Source organism: Prauserella aidingensis, from assembly GCF_024171865.1.
Lineage (GTDB): Bacteria > Actinomycetota > Actinomycetes > Mycobacteriales > Pseudonocardiaceae > Prauserella > Prauserella aidingensis.
In genome coordinates this window covers 273,541-299,235 of the sequence record NZ_JAMTCN010000004.1, presented here as the reverse complement: position 1 = coordinate 299,235, position 25,695 = coordinate 273,541, and the positions used below count along the sequence as shown (strand labels likewise).

Here is a 25,695-nt window from a genome sequence, read left to right as displayed (position 1 = left end):
CGGTGGGGCCGGCGAGTCGGCGGACCGTGACGTGCCCGGTCGGATGTCCACGTCGCGGCCATGCGGGCGTTCCCGCCGGCGAGCGACGCTGCTCGCCGTAAATGTCGGTCATTAGCCCCTATGTGTCAAGGGTTACATGATTCAGCTGCTCCCGCGGTGCACGGATCGGAGATCGGGGCGTGATGACCGAGTGGGCGGTCGCCTTGCTGGAAGCTTCGAACCCGTCTTGAAGTGGACATTTGTGCAGACGGTGGATGTTCCTGTCGACGAGCAGGGCAGGCCGACTCCAAATGTCCAACATTGACACCCGGGGTGCGGGCTACTTATGTTCCCGGCATGGCAGTGACGACCGCCGAGGCAATGACGACCGGCGAGGTGAGCACGTGACGGGGACCAGGCGAACGGGCACCGCGAGCCCACCGGCCCCACCGCTGCAGGGGCTGACCGTGGTGGACATGTCCACGTCCTACGCAGGACCGACAGCGTCGATGTACCTGGCCGACCTGGGTGCCGACGTGATCAAGGTCGAACGGGCGGGGGCAGGCGACGACGCCCGCTACTGGGGTCCGCCGTTCCTCGACGGGACGTCGGCGTGGTTCGCCTCGGCCAACCGCAACAAGCGCAGCATCGCGCTCGACCTGCGTTCCGAGGACGGACTCGCGGCCATGCACCGGCTGATCGCCGACGCCGACGTGTTCATCGAGAGCATGAACCCCGGCAAACTCGAGAGGTTCGGTCTCGCCCCTGCCGACGCGCTGGCCCGGCACCCGCACCTGATCTACTGCGCGATGTCAGGAATGGGACTCACCGGCCCGGATGCGCAGTTGCCCGGGTACGACCTGGTCGCGCAGGCCCGTTCGGGGCTGATGTCGGTGACGGGGCCCGCGGGCGGATCGCCGGAACGGGTGTCCACGGCGTTGTCGGACATCGTGACGGGAATGTCGGCGGCGCTCGCGATCTCCGCGGCGGTGGTGCGGCAACGCCGTACCGGCACGGGCGACGTCATCGACGTCTCGCTCCTCGACTCCGACCTCGCGCTGATGGCACCCCGCATCGCCTCGTACCTGGCAGGCGAGGCGGAGCCCGCCCCGTCGGGCGGAACGGATTCGGTGATCGCGATCTACCAGCCGTTCGCCACGGCCGACCGGGAGATCGTCGTCGCACTCGGCAACGACACCATCTGGCGGCGGTTCTGCGCGGCGGCCGGGCTGACCGAGCTCGCCGCCGATGAACGCCTGGCCGACAACGCAGGCCGCAGACGCCGCCGCGCCGAGATCGTCGAGGCCGTCGCCGGAGTTCTCCGGGGGCGGAGCGCCGAGCACTGGCTGTCGGTGCTGCACGAGGCGGGCGTCCCCGTGGCGCCCGTGCAACGACTGTCCGAAGTGGTCTCCGACCCGCAGGTCGTCGCGAGGGGATCGGTCCTTCCCACACCCGGTGGTGACGGTGCGCTGAACGGCGTACGCAGTCCGTTCCGGCTGGGGTCGCTGTCACGGCCGCGCAACGAGCGCTTCCCGGAGCTCGGCGAGCACACGGTCGAGATCCTCCGCAAGGCAGGGTTCGCCGACGACGAGATCGCACGCCTGCTCGACGACGGGTCCGTGCAGGCTTCTTCCGACACGGCCGAGCAGGTGGGATCGTGAGCGACGACGTTCTGGTGGTCGAGCGGCAGGGCCCTGTGGCGCAACTGCGGATCAACCGCCCGCGGCAGCACAACGCGCTGAACGCCGACGTCCTGGCCGCGGTGGACCGCGCGCTCGGTGAGCTCGCCGCGACCGAGGTGCGGGCGATCGTGCTGACCGGCACGGGGGAGCGGGCGTTCAGCGCGGGAGCCGACCTGCACGAGTTGGCCGGCCTGGGTGCGGACCGGGCGCACGACGTGCTCGGTCGCGGCCAGGCCGTCGTGGCCCGGATCGAGCGGTCGCCGGTCCCCGTCATCGCGGCGGTGAACGGTCTGGCGCTGGGCGGTGGATTCGAGATCGTCCTCGCGTGCACGTTCGCGGTACTGGCCGAGACCGCGGAGCTCGGACTGCCGGAAACGGGCCTCGGCCTGATGCCCGGGTACGGCGGAACGCAGCGGCTGGCTCGCCGGGTCGGCGCGCCCGTGGCGGCCTACACCATGCTCACCGGCGAGCGCATGTCCGCCGAGCGGGCCTACGGCCTCGGACTCACGCCCGTGCCACCCGTTCCGGTCGGCGGCGTCGTCGACGCGGCCCACGATCTGGCGCTGCGCGTCGCGGCCCGTGGTCCGCGCGCGGTGCGGGCGTCGCTGGAGGCGCTCCACCGGGGTGCCGACGGGTCGCTGGAGTCGGGACTGGCACTGGAGTCGGCGCTGGCCGGTGTCGTCACCGGCGGGGAGGAAGCTGCGGAGGGCATCGCGGCGTTCCTGGGCAAACGGGCTCCGGCGTTCGACGCGACCCGCGGAGGTGAGCAGCCATGAGCGCGCGAACGCCGATCGCGGGCATCGAGCCCCTCGACCTCGACGTCGATGCGGACGCCTACCTGGCACTGCACGGCGCGCTGGACGAGCCGGTCGCCGACGGCCTGCTCGGGGACCGTGAACGGCAGGTGCGCGACCGCACCCGGCGCGTCGTGGCCGAACACGTCGCACCCACGGCGGCGTTGCGGGACGCGGAGCACACCTTCGCCCACGACAGCTACCGGGCGCTGGCCGCCGCAGGCCTCGGAGGGCTGCTGGTGCCGGAGGAATACGGCGGTACCGGCGACACCACCGCCGCCTACGCCGCCGCGATGGAGGAGATCGCCGCGGGCTGCGGGGCCACGAGCCTGGTGTTCATGACCCAGATGCACGCGGCGTACCCGATCCTGCACTCCGGCAGCAGGGAGCTGGCGCGCGAGTACGTGCCGGGTCTCGTCGACGGCAGCCGGTACGGATCGCTCGGCGTCACCGAACCGTCTGCCGGCAGCGACGCGGCGTCCCTGCGCACGCTGGCCACCCGCACCGACGACGGGTACACGCTCAGCGGGTCGAAGATGTTCATCACCACCGGCGACCGTGCCGACGTGGTGATCTGTTTCGCCACCGTCGATCCCGACGCGGGCAGGCGAGGCATCACGGCCTTCGCCGTCGACGGCCGGTCGCAGGGGCTCACCCGCGGACGTCCGCTGTCCAAAATGGGCATGCACTCCTCGAGTACGGCGGAGCTGACGTTCGACCGCACCCCCGTGCCGACGAGTCACCGGCTCGGCGAGGAGGGCGGCGGCTGGGCGATCGTGGTGAGCTCGGTGACCAAGTCACGGATCAGTGCCGCCGCGCAGGGCGTCGGTCTGGCCCGCGGTGCGTACGCCCACGCGCTCGCCGGCCTGCACCGGATCCACGGGCCGGCCGTCCCGCAGGACGTGGCCGCCCGCCTGGCCGGGATGCGGGGCCGGATCCTGTCGGCGCGGCTGATGCTGCTGGCCACCGCACGGGACGTCGACGCCGGTGGCGGTGCGGGCGGCTCGGTCGGCCTGATGAAGCAGACCTGCACCGACGTCGGCTGGCAGGTGGCGGTCGAGGCCACCGCACTGCTGGGCCGCCACGGTGACCTCGCCGCGTTCGGAGTGGAACGGTATCTCCGCGACGCCAAGGTCACCCAGATCTACGACGGAACGAACGAGGTGCAGCGACTGTTGGTCGCGCGCGACACCGCCGGACGATTGAAGGACGTGCTGCCATGACCGAGACAACGCCGGCCCTCGCCGGCAAGACCGCCGTCGTCACCGGCGCGGGCCGGGGACTCGGCAGGGCCATGGCGGTGGCGCTGGCCGACGCCGGTGCCGACGTCGCACTGGCCGCACGCAGCAAGGATCAGCTCGACACGGTCGCCGAGGAGGTGACGAGCCGAGGACGCAGGGCCATGGCCGTCCCCACCGACGTGACCGATGCCGACGCGGTGCGGAACCTGGTGGATCGGACCGTCGACCACTTCGGTCACTTCGACGTCGTCGTCAACAACTCCGGCGTGATCGACAGCACGCCGCTGCTCGAACAGGACCACGCGACGTGGGACCGCGTCGTCGACACCAATCTCCGCGGCACGTACCTGGTCACCCGCGCGGCGGGCGAACACCTCGTGGCGCAGGGATCGGGAAAGATCGTCAACGTCGCCTCGAACTTCGCCTTCAAGGGCATCGCCAACCACGCGGCGTACTGCGCCTCGAAGGCCGCCGTCGTCGCCTTCACCAAGGCCATGGCCGTGGAGTGGGCGCCGCACGGCGTGCAGGTCAATGCACTTGCACCCGGCTACTTCGCCACCGATCTCAACGCCGATCTGCGCGGCGACCCCGATGCGCTGGCCAAGGTCGTCCGGGCGGTTCCCGCGCGGCGCATGGGCGAGGCGCCCGAACTGGCGTCCTGGCTCGTCCTGCTCGCCGGACCGGCCTCGGACTTCATGACCGGCGAGGCCATCGTCATCGACGGCGGGCAGACGGCCCGCTAACCCCGTCCCACCGAACCGGTCGATACAAGGAAGTAGGACCGATGACAGCGAACACTCTCACCGTCGCCGTACTGGGCGCGGGCACCATGGGATCCGGCATCGCCGTCACCGCCGCGCGCGGCGGCCACCGCACGATCGTGCGGGACGTCGACGACGAATCCGTCCGACGTGGACTCGACAACGCGACGAGCTTCCTGCGCAAGAGCGCATCCCTCGGCAAACTCACCGAGCAGCAGGCGGAGGCCGCGATCGCCAACCTGTCCGGGACCACCGAGCTGGGCGATCTCGCCGGTGCGGACGTGGTTGTCGAGGCCGTCTACGAGGACCTCGAGCTGAAGAGGGAGCTGTTCGGGCGGCTCGACGACGTCGTCGCGCGTGACACCCTGCTGCACACCAACACCTCGACGCTCTCGGTCACCGCGATCGCCTCCGGCTCGCGGTATCCGGACCGGGTCGTCGGCACGCACTACTGCAATCCCGCACAGCTGATGAAGCTCGTGGAGGTGGCCGAGGGCAGGCATACCTCGCCGGAGGCGACGAAACGGTCGATGGCCTTCCTCGACAGCGTCGGCAAGACCACGGTCGTCACGAAGGATCGGCCCGGGTTCATCCTCAACCGGTTCCTGATCCCGTGGGAGAACAACTGCATTCGCGCGCTCGAGGCGGGCGCGGGCACGGTCGAGTCGATCGACAAGGCGGTGGTGGGCGCACTGCGCCACCCGATGGGGCCGTTCACGCTGCTCGACGTGGTGGGGCTAGACGTGCACAAGGCAGTCGCGATGCGGCTGTACGAACAGCTGCGGGAACCACGTTTCGCGCCGCCTCCACTGGTGGACCGCATGATCGCCGCCGGGGATCTCGGCAGGAAGACCGGCCGCGGCTTCTACACCTACGACAGCACGAAGTCCTTCGGCGCCTGAGCGACAGGCGGACCGGGAACGGAGAATGAGCATGACTGTGTTTTCGCGGGTCGCGGTGCTGGGATTCGGAACGATGGGTGGCGGCATCGCCCAGGTCGTGGCCGGATCGGGACGCGACGTCGTGGTCCTCGAGACCGAACGGCACCGTCTCGACGCCGGATTCGCCGCCGTACGGCGGTTCCTCGACGACGGGGTGAGCCGCGGCAAGACCACCGAAGCCGAGCGTGACGCCGTGCTCGGCCGACTGACCGGCACCACGGACGTCGCCGATCTGGCGACCGTGGACCTCGTCATCGAGGCCGTCACCGAGCGCATGGACGTCAAGGCGGATCTGCTGGGCCGTGTCGCCGAGGTCGTGCGAGACGAAACCGTGCTTGCCACCAACACGTCCGCGCTCTCGGTGACCGACCTGGCGGCACGGGTGTCGGGGCCGGAAAGGGTGGCCGGACTCCACTTCTTCAACCCGGCACCGGTCATGGCCGTCGTCGAGGTGGTGCGTGCACTGCAGACGGACGCGTCCGTGGCCGCCGACCTGGTGTCGTTCACCGAGGACCTGGGCAAGGCGCCCGTGGAGGTCAAGGACCGGCCCGGATTCCTGGTGAACCGCCTGCTGATGCCGTATCTCAACGACGTCGTGCGCGAGTTCGACGACGACCTCGCGAGCGCCGAGGACATCGACGTGGCGATCCGGCTCGGACTCGGTCACCGCCTCGGCCCGCTCGAGCTGCTGGACCTGATCGGCATCGACGTGCACACCCACGCCACGGAATCTGCCTACGAGGCGACGCTCGATCCGCAGTACGCGCCGCCGCCGTTGCTGCGGCAGATGGTGGCCGCCGGCTACCTGGGCACCAAGAGCGGACGGGGATTTCGCGTGGGAACGACCGAGGAAGGACACAGCCGATGAGCGACTACACGGACATCTCCGCGGAGACCTCCGGTCCCGTCATGACCATCACGATCCGCAGGCCCGAGGCGGGCAACAAACTCCGGAACCGCACGCTGTCGGAGCTCAAGGACGTCCTCCAGCGATTCCGCACCGACCCCGAGCTGCGCGCGGCGGTACTCACCGGCGAGGGCGAGAAGTTCTTCTGCATCGGCGGCGAACACGACGAGATGTCCGGTTTGGACTACTCGCAGGTGCTGCCGATCATCGACGTCTACGAGTTGATCGACACCATCGCCAAACCGGTCGTGGCCGCCGTCAACGGGTACGCGGTGGGCGGCGGCAACGTGCTGCACAACGTGTGCGACCTGACGATCGCGTCGGAGGCCGCGGTCTTCCGGCAGGTCGGCCCGATGGTCGGCAGCTTCGACGCCGGGTACGGCACCTGGTACCTGGAGGACACGATCGGGCGCAAGCGCGCGAAGGAGATGTGGTACCTCAACCGCAAGTACTCGGCGGCCCAGGCCCTGGAGATGGGCCTGGTGAACGAGGTCGTCCCGGCGGGCGAGGCCGTCACGCGTGCCCAGGAGGTGGCCGCCGAGATCGCCACGCGCAGCCCGATGGCGATCGGTGGCCTCAAAGGCGCGTTCTCCGCGCGGCACAGCGGCGTGATCGGACAGGCGCGCATGGCGCACGACCAGCAGCTCACCCTGTACCTGAACACCCGCGAGGCACACGAGGTCTCCGACTCCTTCGCCGCCAAGCGCACGCCGAACGACGAGGAGTTCTGGTCGTGAGGCGGCCGTGGTGGGGTCCGCCGCTCGACGACGACCAGCGGGCCGTACTCGACCTCGTCGACGACCTGACCGCCGAGCGGTTGCACCGCGCCGGTGACGAGCAGCCGGACGACGTCGACCGGGCACGGGAGACGTTGGCGGCGCAGGGACTGTGGACGCTCGGCGTCGAGGCCGAGCGCGGCGGTGGTGGCGCCGATCTGCGGACGACGCTCGTCGCGCTGGCTCGCCTGGCGGGGACGTGGCCGGCCCTGGCGTGGGCGTCGGTGCAGGCCCACGCGGCGGCCATGGTGCCGTCGGCGCGGGACGGAGTCGACCGCATCCACGGGGGCGCGCCCGTCGCGGTGGCGCCGGTGGACGCCGACGGCCCCGGTGACCGGCTGGCGGCGACGCTCGACCGGATCGATCCGGCAGGCCGTGACCCGCTCGTGGTGCTGCTCTCGGGCGACACGGCCCTCGCGGTGCCGCCGGAGAACGTCGCGTTCGGCCCTCCCGTCCGGCGTACCGGGCTCGACGGCGCGCTCACCGTCGGGTGCGCAGTGGACGTCGCACTGACCGACGACGTCGTCGTGCGTGGTCCGGCCGTCGCGCGGGCGCGATCGTTCCTCGACGTCGGCGCCGCGGCGATGGCTGCCGGGATCGCCGAGTCCGCGGCCCAGGCCGCGCACACCTACAGCGACGTCCGCGAGCAGTTCGGTGCGCCACTGACCGCACTGCCCACCGTGCGTGCCTCGCTGTCGGCGCAGGAGACCACCGTCCGCGGTCTGCTCGCGACATCGGTCGCCGCCGACATCGACAGACCCGCGGAGGCGGCAGCAGCGGTGGCGCCCGCCTTCGAGGCAGCCATCGACGTCGCGGCGGCCGCGGTGCAGTCGCACGGCGGCTACGGCTACATGGCTGAGTACGGCGTCGAGGGCCTGTTGCGGGACGCGGTCTCGCTGCGCGCCGCCGTGGACGCAACGGCATCGCTACGGGTGGCTGCCGACGCACTGGCCGGAGGTGGCGCATGACGGCCCTGCCGCCCCTGTCCGGACGCACGGTGCTCGACTTCTCCACCCTGCTTCCGGGCCCACTGGCGACACTGCTGCTCGCCGAGGCCGGCGCCGACGTCCTGCGCCTGGAACGCCCGCCACACGGCGACGAGATGCGCAGCTACGAACCACGACTCGGAGCCGACTCGGCGAACTACGCACTGCTCAACCGCGGCAAGCGCAGCGTCGCCGCGGACCTCAAGGCCCCCGAGGTGCGCGAGCGCGTGCTGGAACTGGCCGCCGAAACCGACATCGTCGTCGAACAATTCCGGCCGGGTGTGATGGACCGGCTGGGTCTGGGGTACGAGGATTTCCGCTCGGTCAACCCCGGCGTCGTCTACTGCTCGATCACCGGATACGGCCAGACGGGGCCCGACGCCCCGCGAGCGGGACACGACCTCAACTACCTCGCCGAGACAGGACTGCTCGGGTCCGTCGTGGACGATCGCGGCGACCCGCACCTGCCGCCGACGGTGCTCGCCGACATCGCGGGAGGCACCTATCCGGCTGTGATGAACATCCTGTTGGCGCTGTTCCGCCGCGACGCCACGGGCGAGGGATGCCACCTCGACGTGTCCATGACCGCCAACATCGGCACCCTGGCCTACGGGTACCTGGCCACCCACGAGGGCAGCGGCCGCTGGCCCGTCGCCGGGCGCGACCTGCTCACCGGCGGCAGCCCGCGCTACCGGATCTACCGCACCTCCGACGGGCGCCACGTCGCCGCCGCTCCACTCGAAGAACGGTTCTGGCAGCGCTTCTGCGACCTGATCAACCTTCCCGAGCATCTGCGCGCAGACCGTGGGCGTGAGGACGAGGTCATCGCCGCCGTCACCGAACGCATCGCGGCGCGGACCGCGGAGCACTGGCGCGGCGTGTTCGACGGCGAGGACGCCTGCTGCTGTGTGGTCGCGACGTTCGAGGAGGCCGCGCAGGCACAGAGGCTGGGCACCCGCGAGGCCTATCGCGTGACGGGCGACGGCTTCGACGTCGGCGGCCTGCCGGTGCCCGTCGACGACACGCTGCGGCACCCACCCGGCGCCCGCGCGGCCCCTCCGCTGTGGACGGGACTCGACGCGCCGACGTTCGGCCGCGGGCAGGGGAGTGCGGTATGAGAGCGGCGGTCGTGAAGGATTTCGGCCCTCCGGACTCGGTGGCCACGACGGAACTGCCCGAACCCGTCGCGGGGCCGGGCGAGGTCCTCATCGACGTCGAGGCGGCCGGGGTGAACTTTCCCGACGTGCTGGTCGTCGGCGGCCGGTACCAGTTCCTGCCCGAGTGCCCGTTCGTCCCCGGGAAGGAGATCGCGGGCACGGTCCGCAGCGTCGGCGAGGGAGTCGTGCGGCAGAGGCCGGGAGACCGGGTGGCCGCCCAGCTGGAACACGGCGGCTATGCCGAGGTCGTGGCCGTGCCCGAGGATCGGGTCGTGACCGTGCCGGACGGTGTGTCGCTCGTGGCGGCCGCCGCGTGCGGTCTGAACGCGTTGACCGCCTACTTCGCGCTGAGCAGGCGTGCGAACCTGCGCTCGGGCGAGACGGTGCTCGTCACCGGAGCGGGTGGCGGTGTCGGCTCGGTGGGCATCCAGCTCGCGAAGGCGTGGGGAGCGACGGTCGTCGCCGTGGCACGGGACGAGCGGCGGGCCCGCATGGCGAGCGGCCACGGAGCCGATCACGTGGTGACCGCGGGTCCGTCCCTGCGTGACGACGTTCTCGCCGTGACCGGCGGGCGCGGCGCCGACGTGGTGCTGGAAACCGTGGGCGGCGACGTGTTCACGCAGGCGCTGCGCGCCACCGCGTGGGAGGGCAGGCTCGTCGTCATCGGCTTCGCCTCAGGGGAGCTGCCCATCGTCAAGGCCGGTCACCTTCTGGTGAAGAACATCTCCGTGCTGGGACTGCAGGTCAGCGACTACCGCGATCGCGAACCCGCCGCCATGCGCGCCGCCGTCGAGCACTTGCTGCGGCTGCAGCTCGACGGCAGCCTCACCGTCCCGATCGAGCGCACGTACCCACTCGGCGACGCGGCTCGCGCGCTCGCCGACGTCGAGGAGGGCGGCCTCACCGGCAACGTCGTGCTGACGTGCCCGGCAGGCCGTCCCGACCCGCCCTTTTCTCCCACGGATCACACCGACGTCCACGAGGAGCACACGCCATGAACACGCTGATGGACACCGCCCCCACGGCGCATCCCGGATTACGCCCCGACAGCAGGTTGACCCCGGAACTCGTGCGGCAGTACGAGGAGTCCGGCGCCTGGGTGCCGACGACCCTGCGGCACCTCCTGGCGTCGGCCGCGGCGGAGGTACCGGACCGCGCCGCAGCCGTCGACCGGACGTCGACGGGACAACGACCGGCATCGGTGACCTACGCCGAGCTCGACGAGCGGGCCCACCGCTACGCCTGTGGGCTGTACGCACTGGGCGTCCGCGCCGGTGACTCGGTGGCCGTGATGCTGCCGAACCGTGCCGACTTCGCCGCGCTGATCTTCGCGATCAACGAGCTCGGCGCGGTCTACAGCGGCATCCCGGTCGCATACGGCGAACGCGATGTCGAGGTGATTCTCCGCAGGTCGGGCGCCCGCGTCGTGGTGGTGCCGGAGTCCTTCGGCAGCGCCCGCCCCCTGGAGCTCGTGCAGGGGTTGCGCGGCCGGCTTTCGGGACTCGAGCACATCGTGCTCGCCGGTCCGCGCCAGGACGGGGTCACGCCGTTGGACTCGCTGCTCGATGCGCCCGACGTGGATCTTCCGGAGCCCGACCCGCGCGTGCTCGCCCACGTCGGCTTCACCTCGGGCACGACGGGTGAGCCGAAGGGCGTGATGAACACGGGGCAGACCCTGCAGGCGGTGATGCGCAACTGGGCCGCGCACGCGGGGCCCGACGCACTGGCCGAACCGTTCGTCAACCTCGTCGGCTCGCCGGTCGGGCACCACACCGGTTTCCTCTGGGGTGTGCTGTTGACGACCTACCTGCGGGGCACCGCGGTCTACCTGGACCGGTGGGCGCCCGATCGGGCAGCGCAGGTGATCCGTGAGGAAGGGGTCACGGCCATGTTCTCGGCGCCGACCTTCCTGCAGGACCTGATGCAGACCGATCTGGCACATGACGAGAACTGTCCACTGCGGACCGTGGTGCTGGCGGGAGCGCCGGTGCCCCGCACGTTGCCGTCGGTGGCGGGTGCGCTGTTCGGGTGTTACGTGTGCCCGGCGTGGGGGATGACCGAGCTCGGAATCGGTGTCTCCTGCGCCCCGCACCTGCCGGCGGAAGCACATACCACGGACGGCGTCCCGGTTCCGGGAACCGAGATCAAGGTCGGCACACTCGAGAACGTCGACGCTGCGGCGGCGGACGTGTCCGGTGACACGGCAGGCCCGCTGTGCATCCGTGGCCCCGGGCTGTTCCTCGGGTATCTGAACCTGCCCGAGGTGACCCGTGCGGAGATCGACACCGACGGCTGGTTCCGTACCGGCGACACCGTGCGGTTGACCGCCGACGGGTACGTCGAGCTCGAGGGCAGGACCAAGGACATCGTCATCCGCGGCGGCGAGAACATCCCCGTCACCGGCGTCGAGAGCGCGTTGTTCCAGCACCCCGACATCCTCGAGGCCACGGTCGTCGGCGTGCCCGACGAACGCCTCGGCGAACGCGCGTGTGCCGTCGTCGTACCCAGCGGAGACGCACGGCCCTCGCTGGCGGAGGTGTGCGACTTCCTGCTCGAGAACGGTCTGTCCAAGCACTTTCTGCCCGAACGGCTCGAGTACGTGCAGGCACTGCCGAAGACGGCGAGCGGAAAGGTGCGCAAGGTGCAACTGCGGGAGCGGTACGGAGAATCATGACGACGTTGTTCGTGGGACTCGGTCGCATGGGCTCGCCCATGGCGCAGCGGTACGCAGCGCGATACCCGACGATGCTGTTCGATGTGGACACTGCAGTGTCGTCGGCGTTGGCGGGTGAGCTCGGCGCCGAGGTGGTGCCCTCGCTCACGCAGCTGCCCGACGGGATCGACGCCGTGATCCTCATGCTGCCGGACAGCCGGGTGGTGGAATCGGTGCTGCTCACCGACGGACTGCTGGCCGCGCTTCCCCCGGGGGCGCTGGTGATCGACATGAGTTCCTCCGAACCGGCGAGCACGCGGGACGTTGCGCAACGGGCGCGTGCGGCGGGGATCGGCTACGTCGACGCACCGGTGTCGGGTGGTGTGGCCAAGGCGCTCACCGGGGAACTGTCCATCATGGTCGGAGGGGCCGAAGCCGACGTCGCCCGGGCACGGCAGCACCTCGAGCCGTTGGGATCGACGGTGCACGCGGTCGGCCCCAGCGGTGCCGGGCACGCCGCGAAGGCATTGAACAACCTGGTCTCCGCGACCAACGTCGCGGCGGCCGCGGAGGTGCTCACGGTGGCGACGTCCTTCGGTATCGATCCGGCGGTCATGGTCGAGGTCCTGAACTCCTCGACAGGGCGGTCCCAGGCATCCGAGGTCAAGTACCCCCGCCACGTGCTCACCGGTACCTACGACTCGGGCTTCGCCATGGACCTGATGATCAAGGACCTGGGCATGGCGAGGGCTCTGGCGGACGAGCTGGGCGCAACGGCGCCGGTGACGGCGGCGGCGTTCGAGACGGCGCTCGCGGCACGCGAACAGCTCGGCGGTGCGGGTCTCGACCACACCGAACTCGCCCGCTACTACGAGACGGTCAACAATGCGCCGCTGGGCAGACCCGGCGATGGGACGGGCCGGTCCACAGCAGACAGCACATCCACAGCAGACGGTGTCGACGACGACAGGGTCGACGACGACAGTGAGGTGACCAGATGACCGACGCGGCACAAGACTACATCGACGACATGGCTCGCAAACGCGGCTACGTCCTCGACTACCACAAGGTGATGGCAAAGCACGACTTTCCCGTGCTGCAGGCCGCCAACGGACTGGTCGGCGCGGCCTATCTGGACCAGCGCACGTTGGACCGCAAGACCAAGGAACTGATCTTCATCGTCAGCCTCACGGTCATGCGTGCGTCCAAGGGGCACATCCAGAGTCACATCCGGGTCGCGCTCGACCTCGGCGTGAGCGCTCAGGAGATTCTCGAAGCCATCGAGATCGCGCTGCCCGAAGCGGGCATCGTTGCATTCCAGACCGGCTTCGACGCCTGGCGCGAGGTCGTGGGTGCCGACGGCATCGAACCCGACGTCGAGGTGCACGAGGGCGGCAGCGGCGCCGGGTCGTGACGACGTGAGCGGGGCGGACGACACGACCGCGCCACGCCAGGACGACGTGTACGAGGTGATCGTCGTCCGGCACGGAACCCGGCGGACGCGGCGGAGCGAGGTGTTCCTCAACTACGGGCAGTACGGCGAACCGGACGGGCCGTTCGTCGTCGACTACTACCTGTGGGTCCTGAGGAACGAGGCGAGAACCGTTCTGGTCGACACCGGTTTCGCACGAGGGCCTGCCGAGGCGCGCGGACGGACCGTGTTGGCGGAACCGGCGAGGGTGTACGGCGACCTGGGTGTCGACACCGACGGCGAACACCTTGTGGTCGTCACGCACGCGCACTACGACCACATTGGCAACGTCGGCCTGTTTCCGCGCTCGACCGTGGCGATCAGCGGAGCCGAGCTCGACTTCTGGACCTCGGAGGTGGCGAGCAAACCGCTGATCGGCCTGTTCGCCGAGGACGACGAGGTGGCGGCGCTCGTGGAGGCGGAGCAGGAGGGCCGAGTCCGCCGGCTGTCCGGGTCGGTCGAGGTGGCGCCCGGTGTCACCGTGACCGAGGTCGGCGGACACACCCCCGGACAGTGCATGGTCACGGTGCGCACGACCGAGGGCGTGGTGCTGCTGGCCTCGGACACCGTGCACTTCACCGAGGAACTCGACCGCGACATGCCGTTCATGGCGGTCACCGACCTGCCGGGGCTCTACGACGGTCTGCAAACCGTCCGGGACCTGGTCGACCGAGGCGAGGTCGACCAGGTGCTGACCGGGCACGACGCCGCGGTACTGGACCGGATCGAACCGTATCGGGACGATCTGGTCGGCGTCGCCGGCGTCATCGGCAGGCTGGACCACGCACACACGACGAGGGGACGACGCGGATGACTGCCGGCCAGGGCCTCGGCGGAACGAACGCCGAGGCGATCGACTCGCGCGCCACCGACACGCACTGCCACGTGTTCACCGCGGACGGGGCCGGGCCGACATCCGCGGTGACCGGTGCGGCGTACCGTCCGCCGCAGGCGGACGTCGACGACTATCTGAGCCACCTCGACGCGGTTCGGTGCGGCCGTGGCGTGCTCGTCCAGCCAAGCGCCTACGGTCGGGACCACCGTTGTCTGCTTGCAGCGCTGCGGACTCGGCCCGACAGCCTGCGCGGCGTGGCGTGTGTCGACCCGAGCTGGTCCGACGCCGACCTCGCGCGGATGCACGCCGCGGGCGTGCGGGGCACGCGGGTTCAGGACGGCTACCCGGGCGGCGTTCCGGTGGAGTCGTTGGTGGAGGTGGGACGGAAGGTTGCGCCACTGGGATGGCACGTCGAGGTGTGGACCGACGTACGCAGGCACGTCGAGTGGCTCGGCGACGCCGTTCGGCGTTGCCCGGTCCCTGTGGTCATCGACCATCTCGGATACGTGCCGTCCGATGCCGGGCTGGATGATCCCGCGGTGCAGCTGTTGCTCGAGCTGCTCACCGACGGCGAGATCTGGGTGACACTGTCCGGACTGGACAGACTCGTGCCGGGAGCTCCGAGCGCGGACGAGCCCGGCTTCGCCGAGAAGTGGCGACGGCACGAGGACGCCGTCGCGCAGCGCGTTCGGGCCTTCGCCGAGGCGGGTCCGCGGAATCTGTTGTGGGGCAGCGACTGGCCACATGTGGGGCTACGGCTACCGGTTCCCGAGAGTGCGCTGGTGCGAGCCCGGCTCGATGACTGGGTTCCGGACGCGCAAGTGCGGCGGCGGATCCTGGTGGACAACGCCGCGGAACGCTACGGCTTCGACACCGGCCTCGCCGTGTTGTGACCGCCGGTGGGGTCTGCGCCGCCCGCGTGACCCTCCGGCCGTTTCGCCCGGTTTCTAGCCTTCGTCACCTGACTCCGCGTCCATGGATCCGGGCGACGGACGCGCGTCAGCTGCGGTGATGCCGTCGAAACAATCCTTTACCGTTCGGCAACCCGCGATCGCGCAGCGATGGGTCTACTGATAGGCAACAACGTTTCCTAGGAGTAGGACTTCATCGTGGCCGAACAGGTTCCTTTCCGTGTCAGCACCGAGGCCTGGAAGGGTCTCCCGCGAATGTCGACCGAGGAGTTCCCTGGCACCGAGGGCTTCATCGGCGACGTGTACGAGAACCCCGACGGCAGTCCGATGTGCGCCGGGTACTTCGAGCTCAAGAGCGCCGACGAGCCGTTGATCTACACCTACGAGTACGACGAGATGAAGGTCGTTCTCGAGGGCGAGTTCTTGTTGGTCGACAAGGACACGGGTCAGAAGCTGGTGGCGGGCCCCAAGGACGCGATCTTCTTCCCCAAGGGGTCGGTGATCGAGTTCAGTACTCCCAGCTACGCGCTCGCGTTCTACGTCGGCTACCGCGACGCGTCGTTGCTCTGATCGGGTCTGCCATGAGCAGTCTGGAGCACACCAGCGTCCCCGCCTGGGCACGCGGCAGGCGCAGCCGCACCGCAGCGGCGTCGCCGCGCGAGGGCGGGAACCGACACCTGCTGGTCGGTGTCGGAACAGCGGGCCGCGCACAGGTCGCCGCGTGGGAGGACGCTGCGGACGTCCCGGCCGAGGTCGTCCTCGCCGATACCGCCGCCGATGTCGGACTCGACGCGGCGCTCGCGGCCCCGCACGTCGGTGTCCGCATTCGGATCGCCGCTCCGGTCGGGGACTGCCTGCAGCTGCGGGCGGCCGCGGTGACGGCCGGTGTGGAGGACGACGAACTGGAGCTGCGCCCGACCGGGCACGGACCGATTTCGCTGTACTGCAGCCACTGTTCGGCCGTCACGAACGTCGAGGCTGCTGTGGACGACGTCGTGGCCTGCCGCGGGTGCGGCCGGGAGTTGCTCGTCTACTACCACGTTTCGCGCAACACCGGTCGGTTCCTCGGCTTCCAGCACGACGCCGAACGCATTCCCGGAACGGAGGTGTCATGACCGCGTTGGAACTCGTCATCACCGACATCGCCGAGGAGGTTCCCGGCATCCGGTCGGTGACGCTGGAAGCCGCTGACGGGGCACCGTTGCCCGGCTACGTCCCCGGCAGTCACGTCGTGCTCGAACTCGGCTGCGGCCGGCGCAACGCCTACAGCCTCACCGGCGACGGCGTCGACCCGGCGGCGTACCGGATCTCGGTCCTGCACGTACCCGCCGGCGCGGGCGGCAACGGCGGTTCGGAGTGGATCCACCGCGAGCTCACCCCGGGCACCAAGGTCGGCGCGCTCCTGCCGCGCAGCGCATTCCCACCCGTCGCCCGCGCGCGCCGGCACCTGCTGATCGCGGGCGGCATCGGCGTGACGCCGATCCTGTCCCACCTGCGTGCGGCCCGCAGGTGGGGCCGTGAGGTGCAGGTGCTCTACACCTTCCGCCCCGGTCGCGGAGCGCATCTCGACGACATCGAGGACCTGGCAGGCGGCCTTCCCGGGCCGGGACTGGAGACCTGTACCGAACGGGAGGCGTTCACGCGCCGACTCGACACGGTCCTGGCGGAGCAGCCGATCGGGACACACCTCTACGTCTGCGGGCCCGGCCCGATGATGGACGCGACCCTCGCCGCCGCGGCCGCGGCGGGCTGGCCGGACTCCCGGCTGCACTCCGAGCGGTTCGGCGCCGACGCGCTCGCCCCCGGCGAACCGTTCACCGTCACCGTGACCCACGCCGGGAACAGGCGGGAGCTCACCGTCCCCAGCGGGGTCAGCCTGCTCGAAACGCTCGAACGGACCGGCCTCGACGTCCCCAACATGTGCCGGCAGGGCGTGTGCGGCGAATGCCGGCTGACGGTCGGCGGCGGCACACCGCTGCATCGCGATCTGTACCTCAGCGACGACGAGAAGGCCGCGGGAGACGCCGTGATGGCGTGTGTCTCGCGTGCCGACGGACCCACCCTGGAGGTGTCCCTGTGAGTATCGCGCCGAGTTCCGCAACATCCCCGAGCCCCGGCACACCGAGCACCGGCACACCGGGCTCCACGAGACCGGAATACGCGACGAGTCCCGCGGAGATGTCCGGGGTGCCGCGGACGCAGGCCGACCGGCTCGACGAGTTGACCGCCCGGTTCCCCTTTCCGTTCACCGACGACACCTACCGGTACTCGACCAATGTCCAGCCCGCGGGCGTGCCCGTGCCGACCGCGCAGGGACAGTGGGGCGAGGCGGTCGTCGACGTCGACGTCGAGTACCGGACCGAACTCGCCGAGCGTGCCGCAATCCTGCGTCGCGACCCCAGTCGCCAGGCCGTGTCGCCGCACATGCGGCCCGCGGCGTGGGACGCGATGCTCACCCTGATGCGGGAGCTGTCGGCCGCGTACCCGGAGTGGTTCACGCTGGACCGGCTCGGCGAGGGCTACCGGTGGCGCAACGCGGTGCTCGGGGACGACGTCGATTTCCGCTACGGCGACGACGCATCGCTGCCGGCAAGCGATCCGCTGGCGTACATCGGCTCGCAGGTGCAGGAGGACATCGTCCTGCTCGACCAACGCGAGCAGCTCTACGCCGACGCCGGCGTGGTCACGTTCGCCGCCGACTGGAGTTTCGGTTTCGACCTCGGCATGAGCTTCCTGGAAATCCACGGGCCGGTGCCGCGCATCCACAGCGAACGCATCATCACCCGCGCGCACGATTTCCTGATGCGACTGCAGCCGCACCAGCCGTATCGGCGCACCAACTGGACGCTCACCGTGGGCCGGCGCCTCGACGTCTCCACCGAGACCTATCCGGGCTGGGGACCGGAGCGCGCGATGGTGTCGGCCGTCGACGACGAGCTGTTCGGCGCGCTCGTGCACCTGCGTGTCGAGGTGCAGCACCTGATCAGACTGCCCGACTCCGGCGCGGTGATGTTCCTGATCCGCACCCACATGCTGCCGCTGGAACAGATCGCGACGGTCGAGCCGTGGCGCGAGCGGACGGCGTCCGTACTCGCCGAACTGCCCGACGACATGGCCGACTACAAGGGCCTGATCACCTACCGCGAGCGGGCCGCGGAATGGCTCGGGACTGCGGGGCCGACATGAACACCGACATCCCGCCGCCGTTCTACTCGCTCCCGGAATGGCCGGCCGAGCCACCGCCCGTCGACCCGGCCGGGACGTCGTACGTGGTCGTCGCGATCGGCGGCCACGCGCGTACCCGCGAGGTCGCGCGGGCGTGGGTCGAGGAGGCGGAGGCGGCGGCGCCGACCGTGCTCGCCGTCCTCGACTCCATGTCCGCCGACACCGACCGCGCGACCTTCGGCGAGGTGCTCGCCGCGGCACGGACGGGCTGCAGGCTCCTGCTCGTCGGCGGTCAGTACGACGTGCTGACGGCGAGCACGGCCGCCCACGACGCCGGCGCGTTGCCCGGCGAGATCGCCGCTTTCGTCGTCGACACCGGCGACGCGCCGATCCACTGCGCGCACTGCCGCGCGCCGCACCGCGTGGCAGGCGGACCGGGTGACGAGGTGACCTGCCCGGGCTGCGGCCGGCTGCTCGAGATCCACCCGCACCTGGCGTGGTCGCTGGGTTGCTTCCTCGCCTCCGATGCCCACGCGATGACCCTCTGACCCCCCGGGAGGTCCACGGTGACACTGACCGATCCGATCGCCGGCGAACTCGCCGGTCACCGATTCCACCTGCACCCGGCCTACGAGACCGGACGTCGCACAGTGCGCGTGCACGAGGTGCGGCCGCTGACCGACGCGATCACGCACTTCCGGTTCGTCCCCGTCGACGGGCAGCCGCTGACCGCCTACCAACCGGGCAGCCACCTGATCGTCACCGCGGGCGAGCACCGCAACGCCTACTCGCTCGTCGACGACGGCATGAATCCGCGCTCCTACGGAATCTCCGTGCTGCGGCGCGGCGAGGGCGGCGGTTCCGACTGGCTCCACGACCGGGCCGCCGCAGGTGACCTCCTCGAGGTGGAGGGCCCGCGGTCGATGTTCCCGCCCGTGCTCGACCAGCACGGAGCGCTACTCGTCGCCGGCGGCATCGGCATCACGCCGGTGCTCTCCCACGCGCGGGCGCTCGCCCGTGCGGGCCGGCGTGCCGACGTCGTCTACTCCTACCGGCCGGGCGCGGCCGCCCATCTCGACGACCTGCGTGAACTCGCCGAGCGCGCCGGGTTCGGGCTGCACGAGGCCACGACCGTCGACGACACGGTGCGTGTCCTGCGCGAACGGTTCGCGGACCAGCCGCTCGGCACGCACGCCTACGCCTGCGGTCCCGGTCCGATGCTCGAGACGTACCTCGAGGTCGCCGCCGGCTCCGGGTGGCCGGACGCGCGGGTCCACCTGGAGCGCTTCACCGCGCCCGAACAGGACCCGGGATCGCCGTTCACCGCCGTTGTCGCGTCCAGCGGCGAGCGCATCGACGTTCCCGCCGGGGTGTCGCTGCTGACCCGGCTGCTCGAGCACGGACTGCCCGTGCCGAACCTGTGCCGCCAGGGCGTGTGCGGCGAGTGCCGCATCCCGGTGCGCGCCGCCGACGGCGTCGTCGTGCATCGCGACCTGGCGTTGTCCGACGAGGAGAAAACCGCCGGGGACAGCATGCTGTGCTGCGTCTCGCGCGGTGTCGACCGAAGCGAGATCGAGGTGCAATGGTGAGCCGAGCAGACGCCGTGACCGACACTGCGATCGCCGCCGCGCGGTCGCCCCGCTACACCGACGAGGAGATGGCCGCCGTGGGCATCCGCCCGCTGCGCACACCGGAGGTCGAGGCCTTTCGGGCGCAGCCGGTCGACCACGTCGGCCCGTTGCCCTGGCCGTTCCCGGAGGACCTCGGGGCCTTCCGCTACTCGGTGAACGTCGACCCGGCCCGCGTACCGCGTCCCACTCGCGCCGGCGAATGGGGACGTCACCTGGTCGATCTCGGCGGGGCCGACTACCTGACGATCATGACCGAGAAGCGCATCACCCACGACGCCGATCCGCACCGCACCAAGATCCGCCGCGGTATGGAACCGGCGTGCTGGGACCTGTTGCTCTACTACCTGCGTGACCTCGCCATCACCCACCCGGAGGTGATGCACCTCGACGAAGGCGTCGACGGCAACCCCGATGCGTTCCACTGGCGTAACGACCTGCTCGGCACCGACCAGCGGTTCGTCCTCGGCGAGTGGGACTCGATCCCGCACGGACCGTTGGAGTTCCTCAGCCGCGAGGTCCCCGACGACATGCTGCTCGTCACCGAGCGCGACGGCCGGCTGTACTTCGACGCCGGCGCGGTCTGTTTCGCGGCGGCGTGGTCTGTGTCGTTCGACGTCGGGATGGACATGTACGAGATCCACGGCCCGGTGCCGCGGATGCGCCGCGAGGGCATCGTCGCGCGGGCCGAGCAGTTCCTGCGGCGACTGCCCGCCGACCGGGTCTACCGCAGGCTGAACTGGAACCTCGCGGCCTCGCCCACCCGCAAGTACGACATCGCCCTCGAATCGCTGCCCTCGTGGGGCAGGGACATGGCGTTGCGGCAGGCCGCGGGAGACGCGATCCCGAACGTCCAGCTGCGCATCGAGCTCGAACACTTCGTGCGGCTGCCGACGACCGGCGCGGTGACGTTCAACATTCGCACGTTCATGGCCTCGCTCGAGGAACTGAAGGCCGTGCCGGAGTGGTGCGCGCAGCTGGCCGACATCGTCGAGGAACTGCCCGAGGACATCGCCGCCTATAAGGGATTCCTCGACTTCTCCGGAGACGTCGTCGCCTATCTCCGCGCGGGCTGACCCGGCCGCAACACGAAGCCCGTAACCGTTACCTGCCCGTCACGCCGGAGCGCGGAACCGCAACACGGACGAAGTGTCCACAAAGGAAACTGCGGCCAACCGGCAGGTGCCCGACGTCGCGCCGGCCTCGCTGCCGTCACCACGACCGCCGCCACAACTCTGTCACCTCGAGGAGAACTCTCATGGAACCTGTCCTCGCCGCGAACGGCGACCTGGCCTGGCTGCTCGCAGCCTTCGGGCTGGTGTCGTTGATGTTCCCCGGACTCGCGCTGTTCTACGGCGGCATGCTGGGGGCGAAGAACGCCCTCAACATCATGGTGATGGTGCTGAGCACGCTCGCCGTCACCGCCGTGCTGTACGTGGCGTACGGCTACGGACTGGTGTCCGGGCCGTCCGTCGGCGGCTGGGGCTTGATCGGTGATCCCAGTGACTTCCTCGGACTCGGCGACTTCCAGGCCGACGGAGGTACGGGTGGAGCCGAGGGTGCCTTCAACGCAGCGTTCTTCATCCTGTTCGCAGCCATCACGATCGCGATCGTGTCCTCCGGTGCGGCGGGCCGGATGAAGTTCAGCGGATGGATCGCGTTCTCCGTGGTGTGGTTGACGGTGGTGTACTTCCCGGTCGCACACTGGATCTTCGGTATCGACGAGGGCTGGATGAGCAAGCTCGGCGTGCACGACTACGCCGGTGGCACGGCCGTCCACATGAATTCCGGCGTTGCCGCGCTCGCGCTCGCCGTCGCCCTCGGCAAGCGGCGTTCCGGGGAGCGACCACACAGTCTGCCGCTCGTCGTCATCGGTGGCGGCATCCTGTTCTTCGGCTGGTTCGGTTTCAACGGCGGCACGGCCGGGGCGGCCGATTTCCTGGCGCAGTACGTCGTCCTGACGACGTTGCTCTCGGCGTGCACCGGCATGATCGGCTTCGCGCTCGTCGAGCAGATTCGCGAGAAGCGGATCACCGGACTGGGCATCGTGACCGGCCTGATCGCGGGACTGGTCGGCATCACCCCGGCCGCGGACGTCATGAGCCCGATCGGTGCGCTGCTGCTCGGTCTCGTCGCCGGTGCGGGCGTGTGCCTGCTGATCGGGCTGAAGAACAAGCTCGGCATCGACGAGAGTCTCGACGCCTTCGCCGTTCACGGACTCGGCGGCATCTTCGGCACGCTCTGCGTGATCCTGTTCGCCTCGGGTGCGGCGCCCGGCGGGGTCACCGGGGTCCTGTTCGGCGGCGATCCGGACATCGTCTGGCGTGAGCTGGTCGGCATCGTTGCGACGTGCGGCTACTCGTTCGTCATGACGTACCTCGTGGCGAAGGGACTCGACAAGCTCATCGGCATCCGGGTGGACGAGGAGACCGAGGCCGAAGGGCTCGACGTGGCCGTCCATGCCGAGTCCGCCTACGACCTGATGCCGGCGGCCGGGCGTGGTGCGCTGCCGGGTGGCAACGGCGCGATCACCGGCGGAGCGGTGAGCACGCCCGCACCGGAGCCGGTGGACGCCCCGTCGCCCCCAACGGACACGGCGCCGGAGGGCACGGCAACTCAGGGCACGGCACCGGAGGGGGACGCGTCGCCCGAGGACGACCCCGACGAGGTGCGTGTCTGACCCTCGTCCAGCCCAGCAGGTGAGGCCCGGTCACGCGGTGGCCGGGCCTCACCTGTGTCTCGGACGGCTCGCGCAACGCGACGCTGACGGCGATGTCATCTGGTCGCAATACTGGACATGTCTACTGTCATTAGATGATGATTCCTTGAAGTAGACATGTAGGAGCCGCCCGATGACCGTCACCACCGAGAAGGGTCTGGCCGAACTGGCCGTCGAGCACGGCACGACGTTCATCCTGGCGTTGTTCGTCGACCTGCGCGGCAAGCCGTGTGCCAAGCTCGTGCCCGTCGAGGCCGTCGACGAACTCGCCACCGACGGCGTCGGCTTCGCCGGCTACGCGGTCGGCGCCATGGGGCAGGAGCCCAAGGATCCCGACCTGGTCGCGGTCCCGGACGTCTCGTCGTTCACTCCCGTGCCGTTCCTCAAGGACGGACTCGCCATCGTCCACTGCGACCCGCACGTCGAGGGCGAACCGTGGCCGTACGCCCCGCGCAACATCCTCAAAGCCCTCGTCCGGCAGGCCGGCGACGCCGGGTTCGAACCACACGCCGGCGCCGAGGTCGAGTACTTCCTGCTCAAGAAGGACGCCACGGGCCGTCTCGTCACCGCCGACGACCACGACAACGCCGACCAACCCTGCTACGACGTCCGCGGCCTGACGCGGATGTACGACTTCCTCACCGAGGTCTCCACCGCCATGAACACGCTCGGCTGGTCGAACTACGCCAACGACCACGAGGACGGCAACGGTCAGTTCGAGCAGAACTTCGAGTACGCCGACGCGGTGACCACGGCCGATCGGGTCATCACACTGCGCTATCTGCTGTCGATGTTCGCGCAGGAACGCGGCATGATCGCGACGTTCATGCCGAAACCGTTCGCCGACCGCACCGGCTCGGGGCTGCATTTCCACCTGTCACTGACCAGCGCCGGCGATCCGGTCTTCCCCGGCGCCGAACCGGACCGACGCGGCACCGGACTGTCACCCGCGGCGTACTCGTTCGTCTCGGGCCTGCTCGGCCACGCGCCGGCGCTGCAGGCGCTGATCGCACCGACCGTCAACTCCTACAAGCGCACCGGAGCCACGGCCACGACGTCGGGTGCCTCGTGGGCGCCGCGCAAAGCTACCTACGGCGGCAACGACCGCACGCACTACGTGCGCATCCCCGACGCCAATCGGGTCGAACTGCGTGGCGGCGACGGGTCGGCCAATCCCTACCTCGCCATCGCGGCCGCGCTCGGCGCCGGGCTGGAGGGCATCAAGCGCAGCGGCGACCCCGGCGAACTGGGCACGTGCCCCGAGCACATCGACGAGTTGCCGCTCACGCTGCTGCACGCCGTGGACCAGCTCGAAGCCGACCCGGTGATCAGCGGCGTCCTCGACGCGGCCGTCCCCGCCGGAGGTGTCGCGGGCAACGACACACCCGTGTCGGAGTACTTCGTCAAGCTCAAGCGCGGCGAGTACTTCGCCTGGCACCACGCGATCTCGCAGTGGGAGATCGATCAGTACCTGACCGCGTTCTGACGTCGGCGACGTCGAAAGGAGGCGACACATGTGCGGAATCGTGGGACTGCATCTGCGGACCCCGGAACTGCACCCCGAACTGGGCCGGCTGCTCACCGGGATGCTGTGTGAAATGGAGGACCGCGGGGCGGACTCGGCGGGCGTCGCCGTCTACGGCGACCCGGTGTGGACCCCCGGCGGGCACGGCGCGGTGTCGCTGCTCGGCGTCGACGCCGGGGCCGACGACGCGGCGGCCGCTGTGTCCGCGGCCCTGGGAGCACCGGTGCAGGGCCGCGTGCTGGCCGAGACGTTGCTGCTGACGTCGCCCGCCGGCAGTGAGCAGCTGCTCGCCGCCGCGCGCGCCGCGCACCCGGACGCGCTGGTCGCCGGCTTCGGTACCGACCTGGCCGTGCTCAAGGGCGTCGGCCACCCGCACACCCTCGCCGACAGCTGGGGACTGCCGGGCGCACAGGGCTGGCAGGGCGTCGGGCACACCCGGATGGCGACCGAATCCGCGGTCGACGCCGCCGGTTGCCATCCGTACGCCGTCGGCCCGGACCAGTGCCTCGTGCACAACGGCTCGTTCGCCAACCACGCCACCATCCGCCGCGAGCTCGTCGCGGCCGGCGTGGAGTTCGACAGCCTCAACGACACCGAGGTCGGCGCGCGGTTCGTCGCGCAGCGACTGGCGGAGGGCCGTGACGTCGAGACGGCGCTCAAAGAACTGTGCGCCACGTTCGACGGCTTCTACACGCTGCTGGTGTCCCATCACGACTCCTTCGCGGTGGTGCGCGACGCCATCGCCTGCAAACCGGCGGTCATCGCCGAGACCGCCGACTGGGTCGCGATGGCGAGCGAGTACCGCGCCCTCGCGCACCTGCCCGGCGTCGAAGCCGCCCGCATCTGGGAACCCGAACCGGAGGTGATCTACGCGTGGACACGCTGACTGCCACGACGTTCGACCTGACCACCACGCCGCTGCGGGACGTCAACGCCGCGCTGCACGCCGACGGTGTCAGCGGCGAGTACGTCGTCACCGGCCCGAGCGGCACGCACAACATCGCGGTCGGGGTGAACGCGCCGGTGAAGATCACGGTCGACGGGCACGTCGGCTACTACGCCGCGGGTATGAACCAACAGGCGGAGATCGTCATCAGTGGCAACGCGGGGACCGGTGTCGCGGAGAACATGATGAGCGGAACCGTCGTGGTGGCGGGCAACGCCTCACAGAGCGCGGCGGCCACGGCCCACGGCGGTCTGCTGGTGGTGCACGGCGACGCCGCCGCCCGCTGCGGCATCTCGATGAAGGGCGTCGACATCGTGGTGGGCGGCGACGTCGGCCACAACTCCGCGTTCATGGCACAGGCGGGCCGACTGGTCGTACGCGGCAACGCCGGCGACGGACTGGGCGACTCGATCTACGAGGCCCGCCTCTACGTCCGCGGCGACGTCGGCGCGCTCGGCGCCGACTGCGTGGCCAAAGAGATGCGCCCCGAGCACGTCGAGGAGCTCGCCGGCCTGCTGAAGGCCGCAGGCTACGAGGACGACCCGGCCGAGTACACGCGCTACGGCTCGGCGCGCAGGCTCTACCACTTCCGGGCCCACAACACCTACTGAGGAGGAT

At 70.3% G+C, this 25,695-nt stretch carries 26 protein-coding genes; all 26 read left to right on the top strand.

Translation table 11 applies throughout. The features are described from left to right. The first annotated feature begins 383 nt into the window (after positions 1-383). Complete coding sequence (locus LY13_RS07370) at positions 384-1,640, top strand: CaiB/BaiF CoA transferase family protein (protein WP_308216282.1); 1,257 nt, start codon at positions 384-386, stop codon at positions 1,638-1,640. Beyond that, positions 1,637-2,437, top strand: coding sequence for an enoyl-CoA hydratase/isomerase family protein (locus LY13_RS07365; protein WP_253827530.1), 801 nt, complete (start codon positions 1,637-1,639; stop codon positions 2,435-2,437). Before LY13_RS07370 ends, LY13_RS07365 begins: the two co-directional genes overlap by 4 nt. Continuing rightward, entirely contained in the window at positions 2,434-3,678 is a 1,245-nt protein-coding gene (locus tag LY13_RS07360; protein ID WP_253827529.1) for an acyl-CoA dehydrogenase family protein, read from the top strand. Before LY13_RS07365 ends, LY13_RS07360 begins: the two co-directional genes overlap by 4 nt. Next, positions 3,675-4,439 carry an SDR family NAD(P)-dependent oxidoreductase gene (locus tag LY13_RS07355; RefSeq protein ID WP_253827528.1) on the top strand — a complete coding sequence of 255 codons (765 nt, stop codon included), beginning with the start codon at positions 3,675-3,677 and terminating at the stop codon, positions 4,437-4,439. Before LY13_RS07360 ends, LY13_RS07355 begins: the two co-directional genes overlap by 4 nt. A 41-nt stretch (positions 4,440-4,480) precedes the next feature. Then, positions 4,481-5,359 (top strand): 3-hydroxyacyl-CoA dehydrogenase family protein, encoded by an 879-nt coding sequence (locus LY13_RS07350; RefSeq protein ID WP_253827527.1) that lies wholly within the window; start codon positions 4,481-4,483, stop codon positions 5,357-5,359. Between the two features lie 31 nt (positions 5,360-5,390). Continuing rightward, positions 5,391-6,266: a 3-hydroxyacyl-CoA dehydrogenase family protein gene (locus LY13_RS07345; RefSeq protein WP_253827526.1), complete on the top strand. Its 876-nt coding sequence runs from the start codon at positions 5,391-5,393 to the stop codon at positions 6,264-6,266. Beyond that, entirely contained in the window at positions 6,263-7,042 is a 780-nt protein-coding gene (locus LY13_RS07340) for an enoyl-CoA hydratase-related protein (RefSeq protein WP_253827525.1), read from the top strand. Before LY13_RS07345 ends, LY13_RS07340 begins: the two co-directional genes overlap by 4 nt. Continuing rightward, positions 7,039-8,049, top strand: coding sequence for an acyl-CoA dehydrogenase family protein (locus LY13_RS25900; protein ID WP_253827524.1), 1,011 nt, complete (start codon positions 7,039-7,041; stop codon positions 8,047-8,049). Before LY13_RS07340 ends, LY13_RS25900 begins: the two co-directional genes overlap by 4 nt. Further along, positions 8,046-9,185 (top strand): CaiB/BaiF CoA transferase family protein, encoded by a 1,140-nt coding sequence (locus LY13_RS07330; RefSeq protein WP_253827523.1) that lies wholly within the window; start codon positions 8,046-8,048, stop codon positions 9,183-9,185. Before LY13_RS25900 ends, LY13_RS07330 begins: the two co-directional genes overlap by 4 nt. Next, the gene (locus LY13_RS07325) at positions 9,182-10,222 is read left to right on the top strand and encodes an NADPH:quinone oxidoreductase family protein (RefSeq protein WP_253827522.1); all 1,041 of its coding nucleotides are present in this window, start codon (positions 9,182-9,184) and stop codon (positions 10,220-10,222) included. Before LY13_RS07330 ends, LY13_RS07325 begins: the two co-directional genes overlap by 4 nt. Then, positions 10,219-11,898, top strand: coding sequence for an AMP-binding protein (locus tag LY13_RS07320; protein WP_253827521.1), 1,680 nt, complete (start codon positions 10,219-10,221; stop codon positions 11,896-11,898). The genes LY13_RS07325 and LY13_RS07320 overlap by 4 nt, the downstream gene beginning before the upstream one ends. Continuing rightward, positions 11,895-12,878, top strand: coding sequence for an NAD(P)-dependent oxidoreductase (locus tag LY13_RS07315; RefSeq protein ID WP_253827520.1), 984 nt, complete (start codon positions 11,895-11,897; stop codon positions 12,876-12,878). Before LY13_RS07320 ends, LY13_RS07315 begins: the two co-directional genes overlap by 4 nt. Continuing rightward, positions 12,875-13,291, top strand: coding sequence for a carboxymuconolactone decarboxylase family protein (locus LY13_RS07310; RefSeq protein WP_253827519.1), 417 nt, complete (start codon positions 12,875-12,877; stop codon positions 13,289-13,291). The genes LY13_RS07315 and LY13_RS07310 overlap by 4 nt, the downstream gene beginning before the upstream one ends. Before the next feature lie 4 nt (positions 13,292-13,295). Then, positions 13,296-14,162, top strand: a complete 867-nt coding sequence (locus tag LY13_RS07305) for an N-acyl homoserine lactonase family protein (protein WP_253827518.1) — start codon at positions 13,296-13,298, stop codon at positions 14,160-14,162. Beyond that, positions 14,159-15,076 (top strand): amidohydrolase family protein, encoded by a 918-nt coding sequence (locus LY13_RS07300; protein ID WP_253827517.1) that lies wholly within the window; start codon positions 14,159-14,161, stop codon positions 15,074-15,076. The genes LY13_RS07305 and LY13_RS07300 overlap by 4 nt, the downstream gene beginning before the upstream one ends. Before the next feature lie 273 nt (positions 15,077-15,349). Next, positions 15,350-15,664, top strand: a complete 315-nt coding sequence (locus tag LY13_RS07295) for a cupin domain-containing protein (protein WP_253827516.1) — start codon at positions 15,350-15,352, stop codon at positions 15,662-15,664. Between the two features lie 11 nt (positions 15,665-15,675). After that, positions 15,676-16,209, top strand: a complete 534-nt coding sequence (locus tag LY13_RS07290) for a dimethylamine monooxygenase subunit DmmA family protein (protein ID WP_253827515.1) — start codon at positions 15,676-15,678, stop codon at positions 16,207-16,209. Next, the gene (locus LY13_RS07285; protein WP_253827514.1) at positions 16,206-17,174 is read left to right on the top strand and encodes a PDR/VanB family oxidoreductase; all 969 of its coding nucleotides are present in this window, start codon (positions 16,206-16,208) and stop codon (positions 17,172-17,174) included. The genes LY13_RS07290 and LY13_RS07285 overlap by 4 nt, the downstream gene beginning before the upstream one ends. Before the next feature lie 107 nt (positions 17,175-17,281). After that, a complete protein-coding gene (locus LY13_RS07280; RefSeq protein ID WP_253827513.1) occupies positions 17,282-18,280 on the top strand; it encodes a heme-dependent oxidative N-demethylase family protein in 999 nt (332 codons plus the stop codon). Next, a complete protein-coding gene (locus LY13_RS07275) occupies positions 18,277-18,807 on the top strand; it encodes a dimethylamine monooxygenase subunit DmmA family protein (RefSeq protein WP_253827512.1) in 531 nt (176 codons plus the stop codon). The genes LY13_RS07280 and LY13_RS07275 overlap by 4 nt, the downstream gene beginning before the upstream one ends. A gap of 18 nt (positions 18,808-18,825) precedes the next feature. Continuing rightward, the gene (locus LY13_RS07270) at positions 18,826-19,848 is read left to right on the top strand and encodes a PDR/VanB family oxidoreductase (protein ID WP_253827511.1); all 1,023 of its coding nucleotides are present in this window, start codon (positions 18,826-18,828) and stop codon (positions 19,846-19,848) included. Between the two features lie 14 nt (positions 19,849-19,862). Continuing rightward, the gene (locus tag LY13_RS07265) at positions 19,863-20,963 is read left to right on the top strand and encodes a heme-dependent oxidative N-demethylase family protein (protein WP_253827510.1); all 1,101 of its coding nucleotides are present in this window, start codon (positions 19,863-19,865) and stop codon (positions 20,961-20,963) included. Between the two features lie 182 nt (positions 20,964-21,145). Next, positions 21,146-22,567 (top strand): ammonium transporter, encoded by a 1,422-nt coding sequence (locus tag LY13_RS07260; RefSeq protein ID WP_253827509.1) that lies wholly within the window; start codon positions 21,146-21,148, stop codon positions 22,565-22,567. 172 nt (positions 22,568-22,739) lie between these two features. Further along, entirely contained in the window at positions 22,740-24,092 is a 1,353-nt protein-coding gene (gene glnT / locus LY13_RS07255) for a type III glutamate--ammonia ligase (RefSeq protein WP_253827508.1), read from the top strand. Between the two features lie 28 nt (positions 24,093-24,120). Continuing rightward, positions 24,121-25,017, top strand: coding sequence for a class II glutamine amidotransferase domain-containing protein (locus LY13_RS07250; protein ID WP_253827507.1), 897 nt, complete (start codon positions 24,121-24,123; stop codon positions 25,015-25,017). Next, positions 25,005-25,688 carry a glutamate synthase gene (locus LY13_RS07245; RefSeq protein ID WP_253827506.1) on the top strand — a complete coding sequence of 228 codons (684 nt, stop codon included), beginning with the start codon at positions 25,005-25,007 and terminating at the stop codon, positions 25,686-25,688. Before LY13_RS07250 ends, LY13_RS07245 begins: the two co-directional genes overlap by 13 nt. The last annotated feature ends 7 nt before the right edge of the window (positions 25,689-25,695 follow it).